26 protein-coding genes are annotated in these 18985 nt (G+C 53.5%); 12 read left to right on the top strand and 14 right to left on the bottom strand.

Features of this window, described 5'->3' with window-relative positions:
- Positions 1-79: 79 nt before the first annotated feature.
- Both K3G63_RS04825 and K3G63_RS04820 read left to right on the top strand, forming a co-directional pair.
- Positions 80-358 (top strand): hypothetical protein, encoded by a 279-nt coding sequence (locus K3G63_RS04825; protein WP_220612940.1) that lies wholly within the window; start codon positions 80-82, stop codon positions 356-358.
- A gap of 31 nt (positions 359-389) precedes the next feature.
- On the top strand, positions 390-707 hold the full coding sequence (locus tag K3G63_RS04820) for a hypothetical protein (protein WP_220612939.1): 318 nt from the start codon (positions 390-392) through the stop codon (positions 705-707).
- A 17-nt stretch (positions 708-724) separates the two neighbouring features.
- On the opposite strand, the gene K3G63_RS04815 is transcribed toward K3G63_RS04820, so the two are convergent.
- Together K3G63_RS04815 and K3G63_RS04810 are read right to left on the bottom strand one after the other, a co-directional pair.
- Positions 725-1285, bottom strand: a complete 561-nt coding sequence (locus K3G63_RS04815; RefSeq protein WP_220612938.1) for a hypothetical protein — start codon at positions 1283-1285, stop codon at positions 725-727.
- Positions 1286-1297: 12 nt separating this feature from the next.
- Positions 1298-1630: a hypothetical protein gene (locus K3G63_RS04810; RefSeq protein WP_220612937.1), complete on the bottom strand. Its 333-nt coding sequence runs from the start codon at positions 1628-1630 to the stop codon at positions 1298-1300.
- A 140-nt stretch (positions 1631-1770) separates the two neighbouring features.
- Between K3G63_RS04810 and K3G63_RS04805 the strand changes: the two genes are divergently transcribed.
- The 8 genes from K3G63_RS04805 (at position 1771) to K3G63_RS04770 (ending at position 6414) form a co-directional block, all read left to right on the top strand.
- Positions 1771-2040 carry a helix-turn-helix transcriptional regulator gene (locus K3G63_RS04805; RefSeq protein WP_259404357.1) on the top strand — a complete coding sequence of 90 codons (270 nt, stop codon included), beginning with the start codon at positions 1771-1773 and terminating at the stop codon, positions 2038-2040.
- Between the two features lie 212 nt (positions 2041-2252).
- Positions 2253-2678 (top strand): hypothetical protein, encoded by a 426-nt coding sequence (locus K3G63_RS04800; RefSeq protein ID WP_220612935.1) that lies wholly within the window; start codon positions 2253-2255, stop codon positions 2676-2678.
- A 3-nt stretch (positions 2679-2681) separates the two neighbouring features.
- The gene (locus K3G63_RS04795; RefSeq protein ID WP_220612934.1) at positions 2682-3059 is read left to right on the top strand and encodes a hypothetical protein; all 378 of its coding nucleotides are present in this window, start codon (positions 2682-2684) and stop codon (positions 3057-3059) included.
- Between the two features lie 10 nt (positions 3060-3069).
- The gene (locus K3G63_RS04790) at positions 3070-3987 is read left to right on the top strand and encodes an ArdC family protein (RefSeq protein WP_259404267.1); all 918 of its coding nucleotides are present in this window, start codon (positions 3070-3072) and stop codon (positions 3985-3987) included.
- Positions 3984-4754 carry a hypothetical protein gene (locus tag K3G63_RS04785; protein WP_220612932.1) on the top strand — a complete coding sequence of 257 codons (771 nt, stop codon included), beginning with the start codon at positions 3984-3986 and terminating at the stop codon, positions 4752-4754. Before K3G63_RS04790 ends, K3G63_RS04785 begins: the two co-directional genes overlap by 4 nt.
- 73 nt (positions 4755-4827) lie before the next feature.
- Positions 4828-5295: an AAA family ATPase gene (locus K3G63_RS04780; protein ID WP_220612931.1), complete on the top strand. Its 468-nt coding sequence runs from the start codon at positions 4828-4830 to the stop codon at positions 5293-5295.
- A complete protein-coding gene (locus K3G63_RS04775) occupies positions 5292-5807 on the top strand; it encodes a hypothetical protein (protein WP_220612930.1) in 516 nt (171 codons plus the stop codon). The genes K3G63_RS04780 and K3G63_RS04775 overlap by 4 nt, the downstream gene beginning before the upstream one ends.
- A complete protein-coding gene (locus K3G63_RS04770) occupies positions 5785-6414 on the top strand; it encodes a hypothetical protein (protein WP_220612929.1) in 630 nt (209 codons plus the stop codon). Before K3G63_RS04775 ends, K3G63_RS04770 begins: the two co-directional genes overlap by 23 nt.
- Here the strand turns inward: K3G63_RS04770 and K3G63_RS04765 are convergent.
- Positions 6401-8140, bottom strand: a complete 1740-nt coding sequence (locus K3G63_RS04765; protein ID WP_220612928.1) for a type IV secretory system conjugative DNA transfer family protein — start codon at positions 8138-8140, stop codon at positions 6401-6403. The genes K3G63_RS04770 and K3G63_RS04765 overlap by 14 nt on opposite strands.
- A 247-nt stretch (positions 8141-8387) precedes the next feature.
- Here K3G63_RS04765 and K3G63_RS04760 point away from each other — a divergent pair, with 247 nt between their 5' ends.
- Positions 8388-8693 (top strand): hypothetical protein, encoded by a 306-nt coding sequence (locus K3G63_RS04760; protein WP_220612927.1) that lies wholly within the window; start codon positions 8388-8390, stop codon positions 8691-8693.
- Positions 8683-9348 (top strand): relaxase/mobilization nuclease domain-containing protein, encoded by a 666-nt coding sequence (locus K3G63_RS04755; RefSeq protein WP_220612926.1) that lies wholly within the window; start codon positions 8683-8685, stop codon positions 9346-9348. The genes K3G63_RS04760 and K3G63_RS04755 overlap by 11 nt, the downstream gene beginning before the upstream one ends.
- Here the strand turns inward: K3G63_RS04755 and K3G63_RS23145 are convergent.
- The 11 genes from K3G63_RS23145 to K3G63_RS04700 form a co-directional block, all read right to left on the bottom strand.
- A complete protein-coding gene (locus K3G63_RS23145) occupies positions 9345-9617 on the bottom strand; it encodes an HNH endonuclease signature motif containing protein (protein WP_220612925.1) in 273 nt (90 codons plus the stop codon). The genes K3G63_RS04755 and K3G63_RS23145 overlap by 4 nt on opposite strands.
- Entirely contained in the window at positions 9618-10058 is a 441-nt protein-coding gene (locus K3G63_RS04745; protein ID WP_220612924.1) for a hypothetical protein, read from the bottom strand.
- Positions 10034-10507: a lysozyme gene (locus tag K3G63_RS04740; RefSeq protein WP_220612923.1), complete on the bottom strand. Its 474-nt coding sequence runs from the start codon at positions 10505-10507 to the stop codon at positions 10034-10036. Before K3G63_RS04740 ends, K3G63_RS04745 begins: the two co-directional genes overlap by 25 nt.
- A 22-nt stretch (positions 10508-10529) precedes the next feature.
- Complete coding sequence (locus K3G63_RS04735; RefSeq protein ID WP_220612922.1) at positions 10530-10862, bottom strand: hypothetical protein; 333 nt, start codon at positions 10860-10862, stop codon at positions 10530-10532.
- Positions 10863-10919: 57 nt separating this feature from the next.
- On the bottom strand, positions 10920-12293 hold the full coding sequence (locus K3G63_RS04730) for a hypothetical protein (protein ID WP_220612921.1): 1374 nt from the start codon (positions 12291-12293) through the stop codon (positions 10920-10922).
- Positions 12290-12700, bottom strand: coding sequence for a hypothetical protein (locus K3G63_RS04725; protein ID WP_220612920.1), 411 nt, complete (start codon positions 12698-12700; stop codon positions 12290-12292). The genes K3G63_RS04730 and K3G63_RS04725 overlap by 4 nt, the downstream gene beginning before the upstream one ends.
- Positions 12697-13470, bottom strand: a complete 774-nt coding sequence (locus K3G63_RS04720; protein WP_220612919.1) for a hypothetical protein — start codon at positions 13468-13470, stop codon at positions 12697-12699. Before K3G63_RS04720 ends, K3G63_RS04725 begins: the two co-directional genes overlap by 4 nt.
- A 1-nt stretch (position 13471) precedes the next feature.
- Positions 13472-15142, bottom strand: a complete 1671-nt coding sequence (locus K3G63_RS04715) for a hypothetical protein (RefSeq protein WP_220612918.1) — start codon at positions 15140-15142, stop codon at positions 13472-13474.
- Positions 15139-18201, bottom strand: coding sequence for a tape measure protein (locus K3G63_RS04710; protein WP_220612917.1), 3063 nt, complete (start codon positions 18199-18201; stop codon positions 15139-15141). Before K3G63_RS04710 ends, K3G63_RS04715 begins: the two co-directional genes overlap by 4 nt.
- Positions 18198-18404 (bottom strand): hypothetical protein, encoded by a 207-nt coding sequence (locus K3G63_RS04705; protein WP_220612916.1) that lies wholly within the window; start codon positions 18402-18404, stop codon positions 18198-18200. Before K3G63_RS04705 ends, K3G63_RS04710 begins: the two co-directional genes overlap by 4 nt.
- Before the next feature lie 107 nt (positions 18405-18511).
- A complete protein-coding gene (locus tag K3G63_RS04700; RefSeq protein WP_220612915.1) occupies positions 18512-18985 on the bottom strand; it encodes a hypothetical protein in 474 nt (157 codons plus the stop codon).

Below are 18985 nucleotides of genomic sequence, written 5' to 3'. Positions count from 1 at the left end.
GCCAGAGAAAAAATAATTGGCTGGACTTTAAAACTAACAGGAGTCGCTGACCCTATAATATTAAAATAAACGACACATTATGACGACACAACAAGTAGAGCAGCTGTATAAGACCGTAGAGGAGTACAGCGTGGTGAAAAAAGCCCACATCAAAGAAGTTCACGGTGCATTAGCTTGGGCGGAAAGGTATGGGGTACCATATTGGGACCTCAACCAAATTATTAAAGACCTCGAACGGGATTTGTTCTCAACCACTGAGCGTCAAGACTTTATAGACATTGTTGAGGAATCAAAAGTCAACAGCGTTGTTGAGAGGCACTTGACTGAGGCATTCTCTCAATACTTTTTGAAGAATTAGGAAGAACCATCTAAATAGGGAAGCGTCCTCATTGGGGCGCTTTCTTTTTTATCTTGCCTGGCGTGACGGGCTGCGCCCGCACATTCTGTTTTCGGGAAAAGAAATTAATACGATGGCTGAGAGAAAAACCTTTAGCGACACAGGCAAGCAAATCATGCCCTGTGTGATGGCAAAGACACGGCACGCGCTTGGTGTCACAGTTAAGAGGCCGACTAACAAGAAGTATTGCCCAGAGCCTTATTGGGTGCGGGTGGTCCATGAGATGGCGGCGCACCACGGCATCACATCGCAGGTCAAGATTGACGAGGCTATTAGGAAGTATGGCGAGTATATCGTTAAAAAGGTGTAATTGCTATTGTTGCACATTTATTTTTGAGCGCCGAAAGAGAATATTCCAGAGCGTCGTTTTGTGCTACGCCTTTCAAGGGAATCTAGTAGTAGCTTTTTAATTCTATTGTTAAGTTGACCGTTTATATCATTAACAGTATTTAGTTTGCTGGTAACTGAAATCATATCCTCTTTCTGCTTTGAGTTTAATGAGTCGATGTAGTGTATGTATTTTATTAAATAGTTTATTGAATCATTTCTGCCGCTTGCTGGTACTGTTAACGAATTTGTTCCATTTTGTTCTGTACCAATGGGCGGTCTCCGATAGATTATTTTTTCTTTAAACAATGTATCCTTTCTTTCAATAATACAGGTATCCTTTCTCTTATTTATTCTATCTAAATCTTCATTAAATTCCCGCAAGTTGCCTGCGAGGTTATCAGATTTGTTTAGCGCTATAGATAAGCCGCTTTTTATATTATTTTGTTGCTGTCTAACGGCTGTAGAGAAATAAGTTATGATAACTATATTAATTATAATGCCAAAGTATAAGGCGAAATTAATAATTTCATGCTTGGTATATTTGGCAGGATTATTCATTACTTACCTATTTTATTTGATTTCAGATGTAGTCTGAACATTGCTAGGGTTGTTAGGTGTGTTCCCTTTAAGAAGAACATCAACTTGACCCATAGTGCGGTTTAAGTCTTTGTCCATTTTATCTAAAGAGGTTTCTAATTTTGCTACAGATGTTTTTAAAGTTGGTACGTTGTCCGTTAAATCTTTTATTGCCGAATACGCATATGAAGTTGTCACTACACATGTGCAGAAGAAAATTATGACATTGAATGTTGTTACAATGGCGCTTCTCTTACTTTCCTTAGAATTTAGCCATTCTTCGTAGCCGACAATAATCTTTTTGATATCTTCTGCTTCCAGATTCATGGTATTTTTTTTATGTGTTTCAACTATTCAATTATGGATTCCTGATTGGCATGCAGAGGCCTGCTTTATCATACTTAAATTATATGTTATTTAGTTAATATGCAAATGCTTGTCGCTTACCTATGAACTGCTGCGTGTCGATGGTTGACGTGCGTAGATTGTTGGTTTACAGTAGAGTAAACAAGGGAGGCAACGTGACAGCAGACGAATTCAGAGCAGCTAGACTAGGAATCGGTCAGGACACGCAGCAACTGGCCGATGCTGTAGGCTTGAGCCGCCAAACGGTGAGCATGATGGAGAACGGCAAGCGCGGTATATCACAAGTGACCAAGCAAAAGCTGATACCGTTGATTGACAGCCACATCAAGGAATTGCGAAAAATAAGGCGAAAGCTAAAAAATACCTGTTGACATCAGCGTAAACACCTGATACACTGATTATATCAACAACAGGGGAATAACGTGTCACAAATCTTAAAACACCTCTGCACTTGCAACGGCGCCGGATGGGTCCGCCAGAATGATAATTGGGATTTCTGCACAGCTGGTTGCCCAACGCCGCAGCCAAGTGATTTCACCCAGCCGCCGAAGCAGCCGCTCGGTGTAGTGGCCCAGATCAAGCAGTGGCAGCAGTTGAAGAAGGTGGGTGCGTGATGGCCGAAACAGAGCACACACCGGGGCCCTGGAAAATTTTGGCAGAAGGATGCGATAAGCCTTACATAAGAATTCGAGGCTCTCGGCTTGGTGGTCGTTTTAAAATTGCCAATGTGCTGACGCCGGTTTATGAAGGAATGCTTTCCAAAGAAGCTGAGGAAACTCGCGCCAACGCTCACCTGATCGCTGCCGCGCCAGATTTGCTGGAAGCTTTGAAGGGCTATATCTCTTTGCGCGATAAAAAACTCGCTATAAAATATTCGGACGAAACCACAACTGAAGCAGAAAAGGCGCAAATCAGAAAGGCTGTTTCGGACAACATTATCGCTTTGTTGGTTCATGACGACAAAGCCCGCGCCGCCATCGCTAAAGCCACCCAGCTAGAAAAGCCCTAACCCATGATTACCGAAAGCGCCCTGCAATCCGCACTCGACTACTTTGATAACAAAGACGGCGTTGCCACCAAGGACGCTTTTCGGCAGAATGCGGAGATGCTGTCGATCATTATTCATGCTGCGCGCAATCTCTTGGAGTTGGGCCAGGATAACAGCGTCATCGTAACCGACTACATACCCAATCGGGACATGATTGAGGCAGGCCGCACCGTTCTGCATGATGAAGACTATGATAACGAGGGCACCAAGCTTGTAGCGCTTTTTGCCACCATGGCGCGGCAGTGTTACTTAGACGACCGCTTGCCTATCCCTGACGATGACGATCAGAATATGTTTATGAGAAAACCCAAGGGACCGCAACCCGGCCCGTTATTGAATTAGGAGAGATGAATTGCCCCAAAATGAAGCACAACAACGATTAGCAAACAGCCTGTTAGAAATGGTCCAGTCCGGCCGGCCACCGTGGCGCCAGCCGTGGGAGGGAGGCAACGGCTCACCGTTCTCCTTGCCGCGCAACGGCACCACCGGCAACCGGTACAACGGCTTCAATATTCCTATACTGTGGGATGCTGCCGACAAGAAAGGCTACCAGACGCACAATTGGGCCAGCTATAAGCAGTGGGCCGAGCAGGGCAAGCAGGTCCGCCGCGGCGAGAAAGGCACCCAGATCGGCTATTACAACACCCTGATCAAAGAGGACGGCGACGACGAAAAGAAGATCCCGTTCCTGCGCGTGTCGTCGGTGTTCAACGAACAGCAGCTGGAAGGCTTCAAGCCGCCGCAGATCATCGAGCGCCCCAGCTTGGTCGAACGCCTGGATAACGTGGAGCAGTTCATCGGCAACATCGGCGCTGATATCCGTTACGGCGGTGAGCGGGCCTTTTACAGCATCACGGGCGATTATATCCAGATGCCGCCGAAGGTGCTGTTCATTTCATCCAAGCACCAGACAGCCACCGAAGGATTTTACTCGACGGAGCTGCACGAGCTGGGCCACCTGACCGGCCACAAGAGCCGCTGCGACCGGCAATTCGGCAAGCGCTTTGGGAGCGAGGCTTATGCCTTTGAGGAACTGGTCGCGGAAAACTGCTCGGCTATATGCTGCGCTGAACTCGGCATTACCGACGGCCCACAGCCGCACCACGCCGATTATCTGGCCAACTGGATGGAGATGGGCAGGCTCGACTCGACCATGTTCATGAAGGCATGGAGCGAGGCAAGCAAAGCTTTTGCCTGGATGGAAATGCAGCAGACCAAGGGCGAAATGCTGAACACGATTAGTAAGGCCGTAGGAGGGCCGAGATTATGACCCGCACCCCCGAACAGACGACCGATTTATTGCCGTTAACTCTTGCGTTTCTTGCAGATGTAGAACAGGAGACGAAACGCGCACGGGCTAAATTCCCGCTGAACCGACATAAGCTGGCAGCCTTTACCGAAGAAGCTGGCGAAGTAGCGCAGGCATTCCTTGAAAACCACTACGGTGACAAGGCGGCGATTGAAGTTTGGAAGGAGTGCGTTCAGGCGGCTGCAATGGCTTTGCGCTGCGCTGTAGAAGGAGATCATTCATTTGATTATAAACCGCCCTCCATCGACACCCGCGCACCCGCCGCAGCAATGCCCGAATTGATGGGGGATGATGTGCTGCATATTTCAGCGAAAGACCTGAAATCATGGATCGTTTCAGCGCCGTTTATTAAAGCATCGACTCAAGAACAGCTTTATAAAACCATCACCGAACTGGCTGCGCTATCCCAACCACGCCCCGTGACCGATGCGGAGACACAGGCGGCTTTTGAAGCCTGCCACAAGATTTTCAATATAGCTTCTGGTGATGAGTTTCATGACTATACGTTTGGTGCAATAAACGGCAACTTGAAAACAATCCGCCGCGCCCTGTCAGGGATGGCTGTGGCCAGAGAGGCTTTTACTGAGCACGTCGAGGCTTTAAAAATCTTGATTGACAAATTCAACGACAAGGAAAGCGGCGGATTGCCTCGCGCTTATATGTTCGCTTGGTTGTCCCATGATGCGCCAAAGCTTCTCGCAGCCATGCAGAACGGGGGCGGCGAATGACCAACATTTTCCGAAAAGCCAAGGCCCGCGTAGTTGCCGACATCATCAACCAATCCCAGCCTATGGAGAGAAAATGATGTCCCTTATCGGAGCCTTGGGCGCACCCGGCACAGGCAAAACCACCGCCATGCTGCAAACAGCCTATTACTTCAAAATGATGGGTGTGGCCTGTGAATTTATGCCGGAGCCGGCCCGTTACGTCATTGACACGCTCGGCTATGCCGACCAGGCGCTTATCGCCCGACTGGAACAGGAAAACATCGACCGGGCCAAGGCGCACCCTGACCGCATTTTTCTGACCGATAGCGGCATTTATCACGGCCAGTTCTACGGCGGGCCGGTTCATGGTGCCCAGGATTACGACCTTGTGGTGTATTTTGATGAACGATACAGCACCGGGCCGGACAGTGGCCGCATCCACACCCCGGAGCAGTCGGACGTTATCAGTGAGCGCATGGCCGAGTTTGCCCGCAACCTGCCGAACTGCGTAACAATAAGTGAGTTGAGAGGCCAGAAACCGCAGAAGTTGGTGTTACGATGAACGACGCAGCCACTATTCTTAAGATGATCAAGGAAGTTTCGCCCAATGACGTGCTGAAACTCTATGAAATTGATACCCGCGTGTGGGTGTGGCTGCAGGGCTATGAAGTCAGGTCGGTGAAGCCGACCGTAGGGGATGATATCGGCGGGCTGACTTTTCGCTACCACAAGGCATTTACCGCAAAGGATAAGGGCAAGCCACTGTCACGGAATCTGATGATTGACAGCGAGGCGCGGTTCTATCCCAACGGGGACCTGTTAAAGCGCTTCACGACTAGCCGGGACGCGCTAAAGATCATCCGGCCTTACGAATACCTGCTTCACATGACGGAGCATTACGACGGGTCTTTTCAGTGCGTCATGACGGCCAAGGATGACACGCACCGCGAGGAATCCCCTATACTTTTTAAAGAAGAATTGGCCGAGCTATGCGCCACAATGCAAGTGATTGCACATAAGCGTCAGCAGCTACTGAACACCGAGGTAAGCCGTGCCGCAGATCAAAAGCCTTAGCCCCCGCATCAAAGACAAAGGTTGCCTAACGGAGATTGCCAGGCGTAAACTGACGCGTCGGCTGTGCGAAGAATACCTGCAGCAGGCGTTCATCCTGCCCAGCAAGGCCAATGTGCTGGCATTCCGTAATGATGCGGGCGGGCATGAGCTGTACTATCGCAACCATGAGCGCCACAAAGACTATAAAGGCAGAATAGGGCCAGAAGGCATTAGAACGCTGCCCGCTGCCCCTATTCTTGAAAGGATTGATCTGTACGTCTACGCCCACTTTTGGGACTTCCTGACGCATCTGCACGTCAACGGCCTACAGCCAGACGCCACCTACATCATCACCAACGGCCTTGTCACCGAAGCGGCACAGTATGCGGTAACGGCGCTGGAACGGGCGCGGCGTGTGGTGGTATTTCCATACGATAGCCAGGAGCATGATTTTCTTGCCGAGTTGGATGCAGATCATGTGCCAGTGGGGGTATGGGGTGAAAATCTAACCGAAGCGCTGATGAAGCCGGATGGCCATTTCAAGTTAAAACAGGCCATGAGCGCACCCGAACGGCAGAACGACCACACGCACGCGCAAAGCTTCACCATGCGGGTTAGGCCGCAATAGAAGCACCGCCTTTGTGATACGGGTTTTCATCGTAGTGACCGGCGACGTCAGGCATCGCCAGGTAGGGAATTTTTGGGCAAAGCACCGTGGGGCGTCTATCGACCTGAATGATCATCATTTCCTCCGTTTCGGCGCGCACCTCATCGGGTGTCAGCAGAGGACGGGCCGTGACGTTTACTGGCTGACCCGATTCTTTATTATACGTGTGAAACGTCTCATTGCCGATCGAGCGTGAGACATACTCCGCCGTGAAATTGTCGTTGACCCCGACGTATTGCCGGACCGACGTGTTGGCGATGAAGTTTTCCCAGTTGTCGCGGTACAGGTTTTTTAGCTGGGGCAGCGATTGCGCGATCATCCAGAAGGTGATGTTGAATCCTGCCGCCGCCGCCATGCCGAACTCGCTGATTTCCTTCAATGGCCCCAGCGAGGGAAATTCATCCAGGATAAAGGTGACGCGCAGGTTATGGTTGCGGACCGTGGCCTTGATCGATGTGGTTACCACCAGGCGCAGCCATTGATAGTGCGACTTGAGCTTGTCGGCCGGGATGATTACGTACAGGACGGTGCTGCCTTTGGTCAGGTCGTTGACGTTGAAGCTGGATTTAGTCAGGGAGCGCTGCAACGCTGGCGACTTGAGAAAGTCGGTGTGATGCAAAGCCGTCGCCATGACCGATCCGAACATTTTGTCATTGGCCATCATGCCTTCGATCTCGTTGCCGGTGGCGCTGATGATCTCGTTGTCGCTGACCTGCATTTTGGCGACCAGCTCAATCCATTCCTTGGGGTCCAGTCGCAGCAAGCGCCACAGGTCGATCAGCGTGCCGCCCGTTGGTTGCAGGTGCATGATCAGGGCGGCGATGATGGAGCGGGCACGGTTGGCCCAGAAAGGATCGCGGTCGTTCGGGTTGTCCGGCACAATCATTTCGGCCAGCATCATGGCATCGTCGGCCAGCTCGTCGCCGGGTTTCAGGATGTCCATGGGGTTGAAAGTGGCCGCTTGCTTGGTGTTAACGCCCCAGGGGTCAAGTAGCAGTACGTCCATGCCCTTTTCTTTTTGATATCGCCCCGTGATTGCCGCGTTTTCCCCTTTGGGGTCTATGATCACCATTGAGCCGAGGTTTTCGGTGCGGTCCAACAGGGCGGGAATAATCAAGCTTGTTCCCTTGCCAGAGCGTGTGGAGCCCACGGTCAGAATATGGCCTTGCTTTCGGTATCCCATGTTGCCGCCGATGAACAAGCCAGGGGCTTCGGATAGGTCCAGCATATCTGCTTGCGTGCCAATGCGGGCCGATCCGTGGCGACCGCGCTCAATGGCGATGTTGTGTTCTTTGGCCTGCCATCGTTTGAAGATGAAAAATGCCAGCACGCTAAAGACTAGGTTAAATCCTAAATACGACAACACTCCTTTGGTTGCAGCTTGGGTGGTGAACATGGCTTCGGCAGCATTTTTCAGGAACCACACGGCCAGGCCCAGCAGCACCCAGGTAAGCACCGCAAATAGCACCATGCCGGCGACGACTATGGGTGGCATGTTGGTCATGTCGGGCCGACCGTTGCCCCGGATGAAGCGATTGTAGCCGCGCACGTATCCCCAAAGAGCACCGGCCATGGTGATGGGGGTGAAGAACAGGCCGGAAGCGATCACGACCATTTTTGCAAGCGAACCCGGAGTCTGCTTGTTTTGCAACAGCGCGTAGATGTTGCCTAAAGAGAGTGTTGCCATGACATTTGGGGTTAAGTGATGAGCCCGAAATATTGACAACCTGATTTGACAAAAACAAGAGCTGCCATTCAATCGGCATGGCACGTTAAGCCTCTTATTGGATTTAACGGTGAACGCAGTCCCGGAGCAGGTGTCAGCATGAGGCATCGCCCAGCCGGCGCGAACGACGGTTGGCAAAGTGTGTTTTTATACACATAAAAACGTTTTTATGTGTATGATTATCAGCCAGTAAAATATATACTGCGTTATGGGACGGCCGAAGAAAAAAAATTCTGAAAAACTTTTGCACCGCTTCGATTTTATGCGGACCGAGAAGATGGTTCGCAATCACGAGCGCATGGCAAAGGCGAAAGGCATCAGTCTCAGCAAGGTGCTGCAGGACTATCTGGAAGACGGCGGCGGCGTGTCACAGACAGCCTTCAAAACCATGGATGAACTGACCAAGCTGAACGATTTTTTAGAGAATCTTACCTTGGACAAAAAAGACCTTGAGGCCATACGGTTCGAGATCAAGCGGATCATTTTCTCTCTGGTGAAGCAGTATGTTGATTAAGGCTAACACTCGCAAAGACCTGAAAGGCCGGCATAGCTACTTGCTCAAAAACCGGCAAAATGACCGCGCCGAGGTGATGGACATTCGCGGGACCGTGTTCGATGACGATCACGAGCTGGCGTTCAAACAACTTGGCGCCATCACGACAAAACACAAAAAGCCGTTCCTGTCGGTCAGCATCAATCCAGCGAAGGGCTACGACCAGGCCATGACGACCGAACAGTGGATGCGTAGCGTCGAGATAGTTGAGCAGCGCCTCAATTTGACTGGCCAGCCCCGCATCGTCGTGCTGCACGAGAAGAAGGGCGAGGACGGTGAGCCGCGCACGCATATTCACGTTGACTGGCGGCGTGTCAAGAACGGCAGCCTGATTTCCGATAGCAACATGCGATACAAGCTGGTGCAGGCTAAGAAGGAAATGGAGCTTGAGTTCGGCCACGCCCGGACCAAAGACTACGACCGCCAGGATTATGCCATTGCCGAGCGCGTCAAGAAAGAACGCGAGGCTCAAGGCCGCATGGCCCAGAAAGAAAAGGCCGCCGAGTTCGCTCAAAACCGCCCGGATGTTGTGAACCGAGAGATGGATGCCGTCGAGCGCATGTTGAAGGTTAAGCGTCAGCAGGAGAAAGAGCGAAACCGAGGGTTGGAGCGTTAGCGCCAGTCGTCTGCGTATTTATTCGACTTGCCCTGATTGCATGACCAGCAAAGGACTTGCAGGTTGGAAAACGTCAGGCACAGCTTTGGGTATCTGGAACGGGGCTTAATGTGGTCCACCTGAATAGCTACGCCATCTTTTCTAGTCCGGCCGCAGCATTGACAACGCGCACCGTATTTGCGCAAGACACGGTACCGAAGGGCTAGCCAAGCATCCGTCTGGTAGAAATCTGGTCGTTTGGCGAAACGCTTTGCCTGAAATCCCCACATCTACTGCCCGCACGCCTTCTGAAATGCAATCACTTTGGCGCGGTAGGTGTTGGCTTCGGCTGCGTAGGCTCTAAGCCATTGAGTGCTGATTCCATTTTGTCCTGCATGTCTGGTCCGACCGGCTGCATGAGCGTTGCCGGTATTGCGCCCTGTAGGCACGATGCATGCGGGTGTGAGCAGGCGGCTAGCGGCAAGGCGATCAGCAATAGCAGTAAGGTCATTTTGCAGGCCACGGTCAATCTCCGTCGTTTTCTGTTGCAGGGTGACGCACTGGCTTTCCAGTGAGGCTTTTTGTTCGCGCAGGGCCTTTTCGCCGCGACTTTCCTGTACAGACTGACCGATATTGTACCCCGCACCGAAACCGCCCACCAGGGCTAAAAAACATATGCACAACCAGAATTTCCATGATATCCCCATTAGTTTATTACCCCCTTCAAACATAGATCGACCTCAGCTTTGCGGCGGGTAATCAGACCTGAGCAACCATTCTTTTTGATCCGGCAGTCCTTGCCGCCCGCCGTGTACCAATTCATCATGGCCCGACAGCCTGCAGACCCATTACCCGCGTTGATCTGCTTAAGAGCCGTGGATGACCTGAAGCCATTGATACCAATGTTATAAGCGAAACTGGTGCAAGCGGCAAGCACTTCCGGCGACACGTCCGCTTTAATGGCGGTGTACACCTGGCTCATGAACTGATAGGTGCGGTTTTTAGTCATGGTATCGCACTCAGCCTTGGTCTTTCTGTCACCCGGTTTTACCCCTAGCGTTTCGCCATGGCATATAGTCCACACACCCGCCACATCCTGGTATGCCCGCAGGCGTTCACCCTCTTTGCTGGTGATAAAGGGGACTGCGATGAGCAGCGCCGCGCCGAACATGGCGGCCATGCTTTTAGCCTTAGTGGAATTCTTATTGGGCGTCAGCGCCATTGTGAATGACCTCCTGAATAGCGCCCCAGTGGGTCAACATCCAGCCCGCAACCGTGGAGCCAAAACCGCAAGCTGTTGCCAGAATGCCGATAAACCATTTGCGGCGCCGATGCCCTTCCTCGATGGAAGAAATGCGTTTCTCATGGTCGTCGGAGATTAACTTGACCATGTTGTGATCCTTGGTCAGCTCTTTAATCTCGCTCTCAAACTGCGTCATCCGAATGGTGCTGGCTTGTTGAGCCTCTCGGATGATCGTCACGGTGTCCTTGGTATCGGCAACCATTTGTGTATTTCGTCCCAAGGTATCGCTCATGGCGATCAGGATGGGATAAAGGTCAGGCTGTGGGGTTTGAGAGCCAGGCATTATTCACTACCCCTGAATGCGGCCAGAAAGCCGGTTAAACAGATTGATGGTCGGGTTTCCGAAGGTTGCTGTTCCTGATGCGTTGCCGGTGCGGCCCAGGTGGGTAGCGTAATTATAGCCCTCGTTCAAACCTTGTTTCTGCACCGTTACGGAAGATGATCCTACGGTCTGACCGAACATGTACGACACGTCGTTTTCAGGGTTCGTACCATTGAAACCGATCGCAGCAATCGAGAAAAATCCACCGCTGTTATACATGCCGCCTGTAATCGACATTTGCACGGTGTCGTCGGACCAGCAAAGAAATTCGTTTCTGATCTCCGCGTTTAATTCAACTGGCGTTGTGGATACGGTGGTTCTTGCGGCGGTAAATGCCCCGGACGTATTGATCGCGCGACGATTAAACCAAGAAATCACGAAACGTTGTTGCTCGGTGTCCTGCCAGGCCGGTCCGGCAATCGTCCGCGCCATGCCGACCAGCGTCCGGGTGGAATCACCGGTTTTGATTTCGACGCCGGTCGTCGTGTCGGTGCTGTGGCCCGTTGTGGATGCCTCCAAAGCAACGATGCCGCCCCCGGCCATGTAAGCGTAAATGAAATAGGTCGTGGCCGCCGTCAGACCGGTTGGGGCTAGAACGACCCCTGCCGGAATGCTTCTCTGCACTCCGTCAATGGTCAGCTTATTGCCGTTGTAAGGTAGGAGCACCAGGTTTGCTCCGGACTTAATCAGGCGGCACTGGCCGGCAGGCGCTAACTCAGGCGTCGTAAACGGCATCAGCAACTCGAATGCGTTGGACGATGCTCGATAAACGGCATGGACTAACATTCCCGCTGTGATAGCGCCAGCCGGAATGTCAGCTCCCTTAAGCTTGGCTGCCTTCGCGCCCAGGCCATTCACGTTGATGGTCATAGCACCGGTATTGGCGACCGAGGCAAAGAAATAAATGGGTGCCCCGTCAGAATAACCGATAGGGGTGTAAGGCAGCGTTACCGTCTGCGCGTTGGCCGAGCCACCCCCTATACCATAACCTTCCGTAAAAAACAGGCCCTCGTCGCGGGTAGTCAGGCCGGATGCCGCAATGGATCCAATTACGTTCTTGGTACCCGCGCCAAAGTTGACCGCCGCGTTATTGTTGCTCGACTTTAGTACAGAAGCGCGGGTCAGGGTATTCGGCGTCCCCACATTGACGGTACCGATGCCAATTTCCCAGTTCTGGACCACGCCCGCGCTGTCGCCGTCGTTTATTTGATAGAACACTTTAGCGCCGTTTCCGGCCGCCGCGAATGACTGAAAGCCTTGTTGCGCTCCTTGTAGGGTGATCTGGCCGGTGCCTGTGCTTTGGGTGGTTTCAAAAGCGCGATCAAGCGGCTTAATGGTCATATTTTGATTTCCTTGCGGGTACGCATTACGGAGAGGATTTTATTGATGGTTTGGCCCTGGCTGTTCATTGTATTGTTCAGCGCCCCAAGATTCAGCACGCCGCCGAGGCTGATAGAAACTGCCTCGCTCACATTAGAGATGGGTTCAGACGGGGCTATTTCCAGCGCTGCAACCCGGCCTTTCACTGCATTTAACTGATCAAGAAAATCGTTTTGCGCGGCCAGGAGGCTTTCAAGTTGCGTATTCATCGCGGCCACCGTCGAGGCCACGGCCACTGTTGCCAGGGATTCGATAATCTCGTTGATCTTATTGACCATGATCATCGTGCGCTGAGCGCCATTGCCTTGCTGGCCGGCCCGAAAAGCGGGAGTGGTGTACTGCGTTTTATCAATCTTGCTAATGGTCACGGCAACAACTCCTCGACCCGAAACTGGCGACTGAAGCGGTCAAAGCTGGTAGCTACGTTGGGGTTCATGGCCTCGATAGTGCCATAAATAGCCGTGAATTGTAAGTGGGAAATATCGTCCGGCTTGGGCACAAACAACACGTCCTGCGTGGTGCCCACCAGCTTATCGAGTGGGTATAACTCGCTAAAAACCTCGTCCTCGGTCAGGTCTTCTAGGTTCCAATCCGCAAAGCGCCACTTCTTCTGCTTGCGCGGCACCCGGTCACCACTCGTGGTGCGGTATTTCTCCGATGGGTCGATAAAACCTTGTTGGAAGCCATAAACCATGTTGTAGGACGGTTGGAAGGCATTGGATACATATACCCGGCCCAACTCGATATAAGCGGCGGCAGGGTCAGTGATTTCAATCCTGCAGTAGCGATAAGTGATGGGAGCGCCCAGAAAAAGCAAAAACAGGCTCTTGTCGAACTGTTTAGGCCCAGTGACAAGCGGGAGCGTGCCGCTGTCGTAAGTTGCCCCGCCCAACGTATCCGATGCCGTGACGCGGACGGTGCCACTCTCTGAACCATTATGCCCCATCAAACCAACCAGGTTAAATGCCTGCGCCGTGGTCAGGTCGATGTCCAACACGCATGCCGAACCCAGCACGCGGTACACTTCCTGCAGGGACTGTTGCTTGAGATTGTCGATCGACAAATCCCCCGCGCCGGTCGGGCCGGTAATCGTCGCATTGTCGGAGAGCGCCCCCGTGGCCAGCAGCATCCGTTCCATATTACCCCCACAGCGTCAGCACGGTCTGGCCCGTGGCTGCATTATCCGAGATGCCGACGACCAGAAAGTCAGCGCCATTTTCCAGACCATAACGGTCATAGGTCAAGCGTACCACATCACCCAAGAAATAGCGATACAGCGTTTTGTAAACCGGCACCTGAAAAACCATTCGCTTGACGCTGTACACGGCGGCTAGGCGCGCTAACAAGGTCTGTGCGTCGGCGACATTCGACAGGCTTGTTTCAAAGACGCGCTCCGTTGCCAGGTTGTTTTTCAGGCGCACGTTCTCGTTTTCATAGGTTATGTAGCGGAAAGCCTCGGTGACAAAACTCTGCACGTCGCCAGTTACGCCCCCCGCTAGATCGTTTTCGCTTTGCACGACGACCGCAGGGGCGTAACCGACCTTGATCCGCCAGGCGGGAGGGATTACTTGCTGCAGACGTAATCCGGCGGCGTCGATGTGCTTCACGTCGGCCACGGCGCCAGTGGGAGAGGAAACCGCACCCGCGTACAACATGCCCTGACGGGTAAAGGTCCAGTACGCGCCAGCCGGGTTGAATAGGGCATCCAGAACGTCCGAGCCGGTCACGTCGCTGTTAATGTACAGCCCGGCAGGGCCAGTCAGCACTGTCCCAAGTCGGGCAAATGAGCCTTCGTCAATGTCGGCGCTGGACAGGGAATATACCCCCAGTCGAGTTTTCAGGACTTTCAAGGCAATGGCCGTGGCAGTAATTGGAACACTGCCCTGGTTGTCGCCCTGGACATCGGCCGTCACGAGGCCAGCAGGAGTGGAGCCAAGCCGGATGAATCCGCCCGACAATTGGGTAACATACTGACTAGGGCCAGGGGTGGCCGTGGTGATATGCGCCACGTCGCCGCCGTAATCGAGAATAATGCCTCGATCGCGTACCGCATCCACGGCCGCAATTGATCCATCATGCACCTGATAAATCTGCATGGCGTAGTTGACCAGCACCAGCGGCGCGTTCTTCACCACACCATAACACAGCGGTTTCTGTGCGCCAGCCAAGGTGTCGTCCCCATCTAGGCCCCCGGTACCGCCGTAAATCGTCGCCCGAACCGGTTTGTCGGTTTTGGCGCGGTTGTCCCGAATAGTTAGGATGATCCGGGCATCGTCACTCTCCAAGTTGTCGATCGAGCCTTCAAAAATGGTGGCAAAGTCGTCGTAAGCGAAATCTAGCGCGCCCGCCTTCACCACCACGCGCCGCCCGGACCAGTGATAAGCAAAGAAACGGTCCAGCTTGCCATCGGCGTTGATGATCTCAATACCGCCATATGATTGACTGCCGCCGCTGAACCCATCCCCGGACAGGATGTTGGTGTCGAACTGCAGCGGATTGGTCACCCGGCCCAAAAACAGGCGGTTCGGGTCGCTGGCGGTGGGTTCGCTGATGAAGCCGCGATCAGACAGGCGCTCTTTCACTTCGCCGCCTACGTAGCGTGTCATCGTGTCGCCCAGGGCAGTGACACCGGGAAATAAGCCTATGGTGCGGACTGATGCTGGCTTGGTTTCATTGAATGGATACAGCTCTAACAGGTAATGGAGTTGTACGCCCGGCTGATTGGCCAGCGCCGCAAACGGATCGTGTGTGCCGACATACAAGCGCGTATCGAAGTCGCCGAGTGCGTAAAAGCCTAGTTCAAACGTCATGCTGCCGCCGCCAGTTTGTTCGAGAGGCGGAAATTCTCAGCTACCAGTCGGCCAATATCTTCTCGCATGGCCCGTATTTCCTCGACCACGCTCTGATTGGTGCTGATGATACTGGATGCTACGTTCTGGCCGCTATAGCCGGTTTGCTTGGCTACCGATTGCACCGACGACTTCACAAAACCTTCCAAACCACTGAAATCTGCGCCGGAGGCATACACGTCGCGGCCAACCCCCAGCAGGGTATTAGCCGAGGCCAGCAGATCCGGTGTGACGCTCAGATCGCCTCCCTGTGCTTTCTTGAGCAAACTATCAAAGCCTGATTGCGCCACGTTCAGCTTTTGGAGCGGATTCAGGCTGGAATTGGTCCCTAGCACCTGACCTGTGAAGAAGCCGTCAAAAGCCGCGGTTAACTGCTCAAACGAAGAAAAGCCCGCTTGCTGCGCTTTGATATTGCCTTCCAGCGCGGTTTTCTGCTTGGCATACTCGGCGTTGATTTTTTCCAGAGGGAAGCCCAGCTTGTTGGCCCAGCCGAACATGGTATCAAACTGATCGTTTAGCGCCTGCATCGGCTCTTTCAACGGATCGACGGTTTTGCCCAGGCTGTCATACCATTGGCCAAAGGTGAAGGCTTCCGACAAGCTGCCGGTATTGGGACCGACGACCTTGACAATTTTCTGAAACGTCTCGCTCAGCCCGGTGGTGCTGTCCAGCACCTTCTGCATAATGGCCGCGATAAAGGCTTGCGAGTTGGTGCCGAAATTGCCCACGCCCTGTAAACGCAGCCCGTCGCGGTTGCCCACGGTAAAGCCGACATTGCCGCTGAGCTGGCCGCCGACGCTCTTGAGCAGGTTTGCCAGGCTGGATACTTCATTGAGGATGGAATCCCGAAAATCAGCGTTTTGCTGGCTGAACTTCTTACCCGTCATGCCCTCTTTGTAAGTGCCGAGGTTCGACAGGTTGATTACACCGGTTTGCGACATATCGGACGGCTTTTTGCCCCCAAACAGCCCGCCCAAGGCCGTGCCCAGGAACGAGCCAGCCGCAGCACCCAGCGGACCACCAACAGACCCGATCAGGCCGCCGATGGTGCCGGTCGCCGCGTTGACGTAAGGGTTTTTATTGCCGAGCCCCAGCAGATTGGCCCCAATACCGCCCGCAAACCCGCCCGCCAGGTTTCCTAGCGTGCCCGCGTTGGTGAAGAACTTTTGTACCGCGAGGTTCTGAGAGAAGTTGCCGCCTAGAAACGCACTGGCCTTGCCTGCAAACTGGCCCAAGCCGCCCGTGATGCTACCACCAGCTAGCAAGGACTTGCCGACACCCAGCAGCGACGAACCGGCGCTGGCCAGACTGAAACCGTTGCTGATGCCGCTGGTGCCAGTGCCGAGTACAGAGGCTTGCGCTCCGGAGGAAATGCCCGCTGCACCCGCGCCAGCACCAATCAACGAAACCACGATGGGCCGGATAAGCGCCTGATAGGAGAGGTCAGCCAGGAAATTCACAAACATGCCCTTGATACCATCAAGCATGCGCTTGAAGATGCTGCCGTTCTTGTCGAGGCTGAATGCATTACGCCAGGCGTCGGAAAAGCTGTCGTCAATGCTCTTGGCGAAGCGCTGGAAGGTTTTGCCGGCCGGGCTGTCCAATTCCGCTTGCACGCGCAGCTTGTCCAATTCCTCACGGGCATTGGCGATGTTCTTGGTGATGGCCTCGGTCTGCTCGGCGGTTTTGGCCAGCGGCTTAAGGCGCTCCATCTCGGCCATTCTATCATAGAGCTTTTCGTACTCGTTGCGCGAGGACTTGACCGCATCGTCCAGATCGTTTTGCAGCTCTTTTTGTTCTTTCAGGGCTTCGCGCTCGGCTTTTTTACGGGCCTTCTCGGCTTCGCGGGCGGCTTTCTTGTCACCACCCAAGCCAGCTGCAATCTGAGCGTAATCTTGTGAAATAGCGCGTTTATTCGGTGTGATCACCGATGCAAAATCATCCCCGAACAAGCCTTTCTCACGAGCCTTGCGGGCGGCATTAGCAGCAGAAAATACACTGCCGACCTCAACTGTAGGCGATAGGCTGAAACTGGTCCCGTCATAGCCCGGAATGAGGCGCGATACGTCATTTATCGACTGCTTGACCTTGTTGATGGCGATGTCGATCAGGTTGACGCCTTCCTGAATGCCGGCCACCAGATAATCAAACGTGGTGCCCAGGCCGTCGTAAATCGCTTTGGCACCCTCACCAACCACGCGCAGGGCCATGCCGATGCCATTGGTGGCACCAGTGGCAGCGTTGGCTTGAGCAATAACCTGCTCAAAACTGCTGGCCATCTGCTTAGCGCCTTGAGAGGCTGTTTTGGGGAATTGTTCAAACTCGGCCCGGACCTTCTCCGTCTGGTTCAACAGCGCGGCAAACACGTCGCTCGACAGCAACTTGCCCTCAACCACGAGCAGGCGCATCTGGCCGGTAGTAACACCCAGTTGATCGGCAATGGCTTTGCCGACCGCTGGAATGTTTTCCATGATCGAATTGAATTCCTCGGCGCGGGTGTACTGGCTTGATAATGCCTGACCTAACTGCGTCAAACCGGCTTTCATGGCTTCCGGCAGGGCACCGGAGGTTACGCCCAGCTTGGTCACCGTTTCGGTGAAGGCCAGCATATCGTTGTTGGTGGCCTTAATTTCGGAGCGCACGAACGAAAGACGCTGCAGAATGGAAAGGCTGGTTTCCATCTCGCTGCCGGTATCGCTGGAAATCTTGCGCAGCTCACCCATGACCCGCGTCGTTTCGCGGGTGCTCTTGGTGATGCCGTTGATCCTCGCTTCCATGACCGTGAACTGGTCGGCCGTGCGAATAATCTCACGAACTCCGTAGGCCGCTGCCATGGCCTTAAAAGCATTTCCTAGCCCTTGGGCCGCACTCGTGGTTGAGCGGATTTGCTGCTCTAGGCGCTGATTTTCGTTTACCGCTTTGCGGGACGTGCTGGCGACATCATCCAGGGAGCGTTTGATAATCCGCGCCCCGCTATCATCGGCCTTGATGCCAACTACAATCCCGACATCGGTGGTCACTTGTTGGCCTCTTTCGCCTCATGTTGCAGCAGCACGGCTTCCAAGGCGCGGATATGGCTCTCGAACAGATCGAAGTCTCCGACATCGTAGCGTTGCGCGTACCTATCGAGGGAGGACCACGGTATCGGGCCGGCGACCATCCCTATCGGCCTATCATAGCGCAGGGAGTTGAAAGCGTCCAGATAGAAATGCAGGTGCGGCATGAGGCGCGGCTGGTGGTCAAGTGCCTCGATTCTCGCGCCTTTGGCTTGCGCCACCATCAGACCTTCGAGATGCGGACCCCAGCGCAGGTTCCACGCTAGGGCCTCGGTTAGTTTTTTTCCTCAGCCTCGTAGCGCTTGCGGAAATTGGCCCCGGTCAGGGCTTCGGCTTGCAGTAGGGTATAAAGGTCCGGCGTAACGGCCAACAACTCTTTGACTGCAGCTTTTGTAGCGGCGTTGTATTCGACCTTATTACCGGCCACGTCTTTTAGGCCAATGATGATGGTTTCCGCAAACACGTCGCGGTTCAGGGCCTCCAGCTTGGGATCGTCGCCCTTGACGGCTTTTGCTTCCGGACTGTCCTGATAGGGGACGACCTTTTCGCGGTAAGCCGTGATGAATTTCTGATTTCGGCCATGGGCGCGCAGAATGGTGAAGGTGCCGACGCCATCCACTTCGATGTCAACGCCTTTTTGAGTCTCCAAGAAGGGGTCGTTTTCGTATTTGTCGCGGGCAGCTTTTAGGATGCCGGCCAGAACATCTTTTGCAGCCGGGCTGGCTTTGTTGGCTGGTTTCGTAGTCAT

Origin of the sequence: Hymenobacter sp. HSC-4F20, assembly GCF_019599275.1 — a bacterium.
Lineage (GTDB): Bacteria > Bacteroidota > Bacteroidia > Cytophagales > Hymenobacteraceae > Hymenobacter.
Note: the sequence above shows the minus strand (reverse complement) of the source record. Positions and strands in the feature narration are given on the sequence as shown.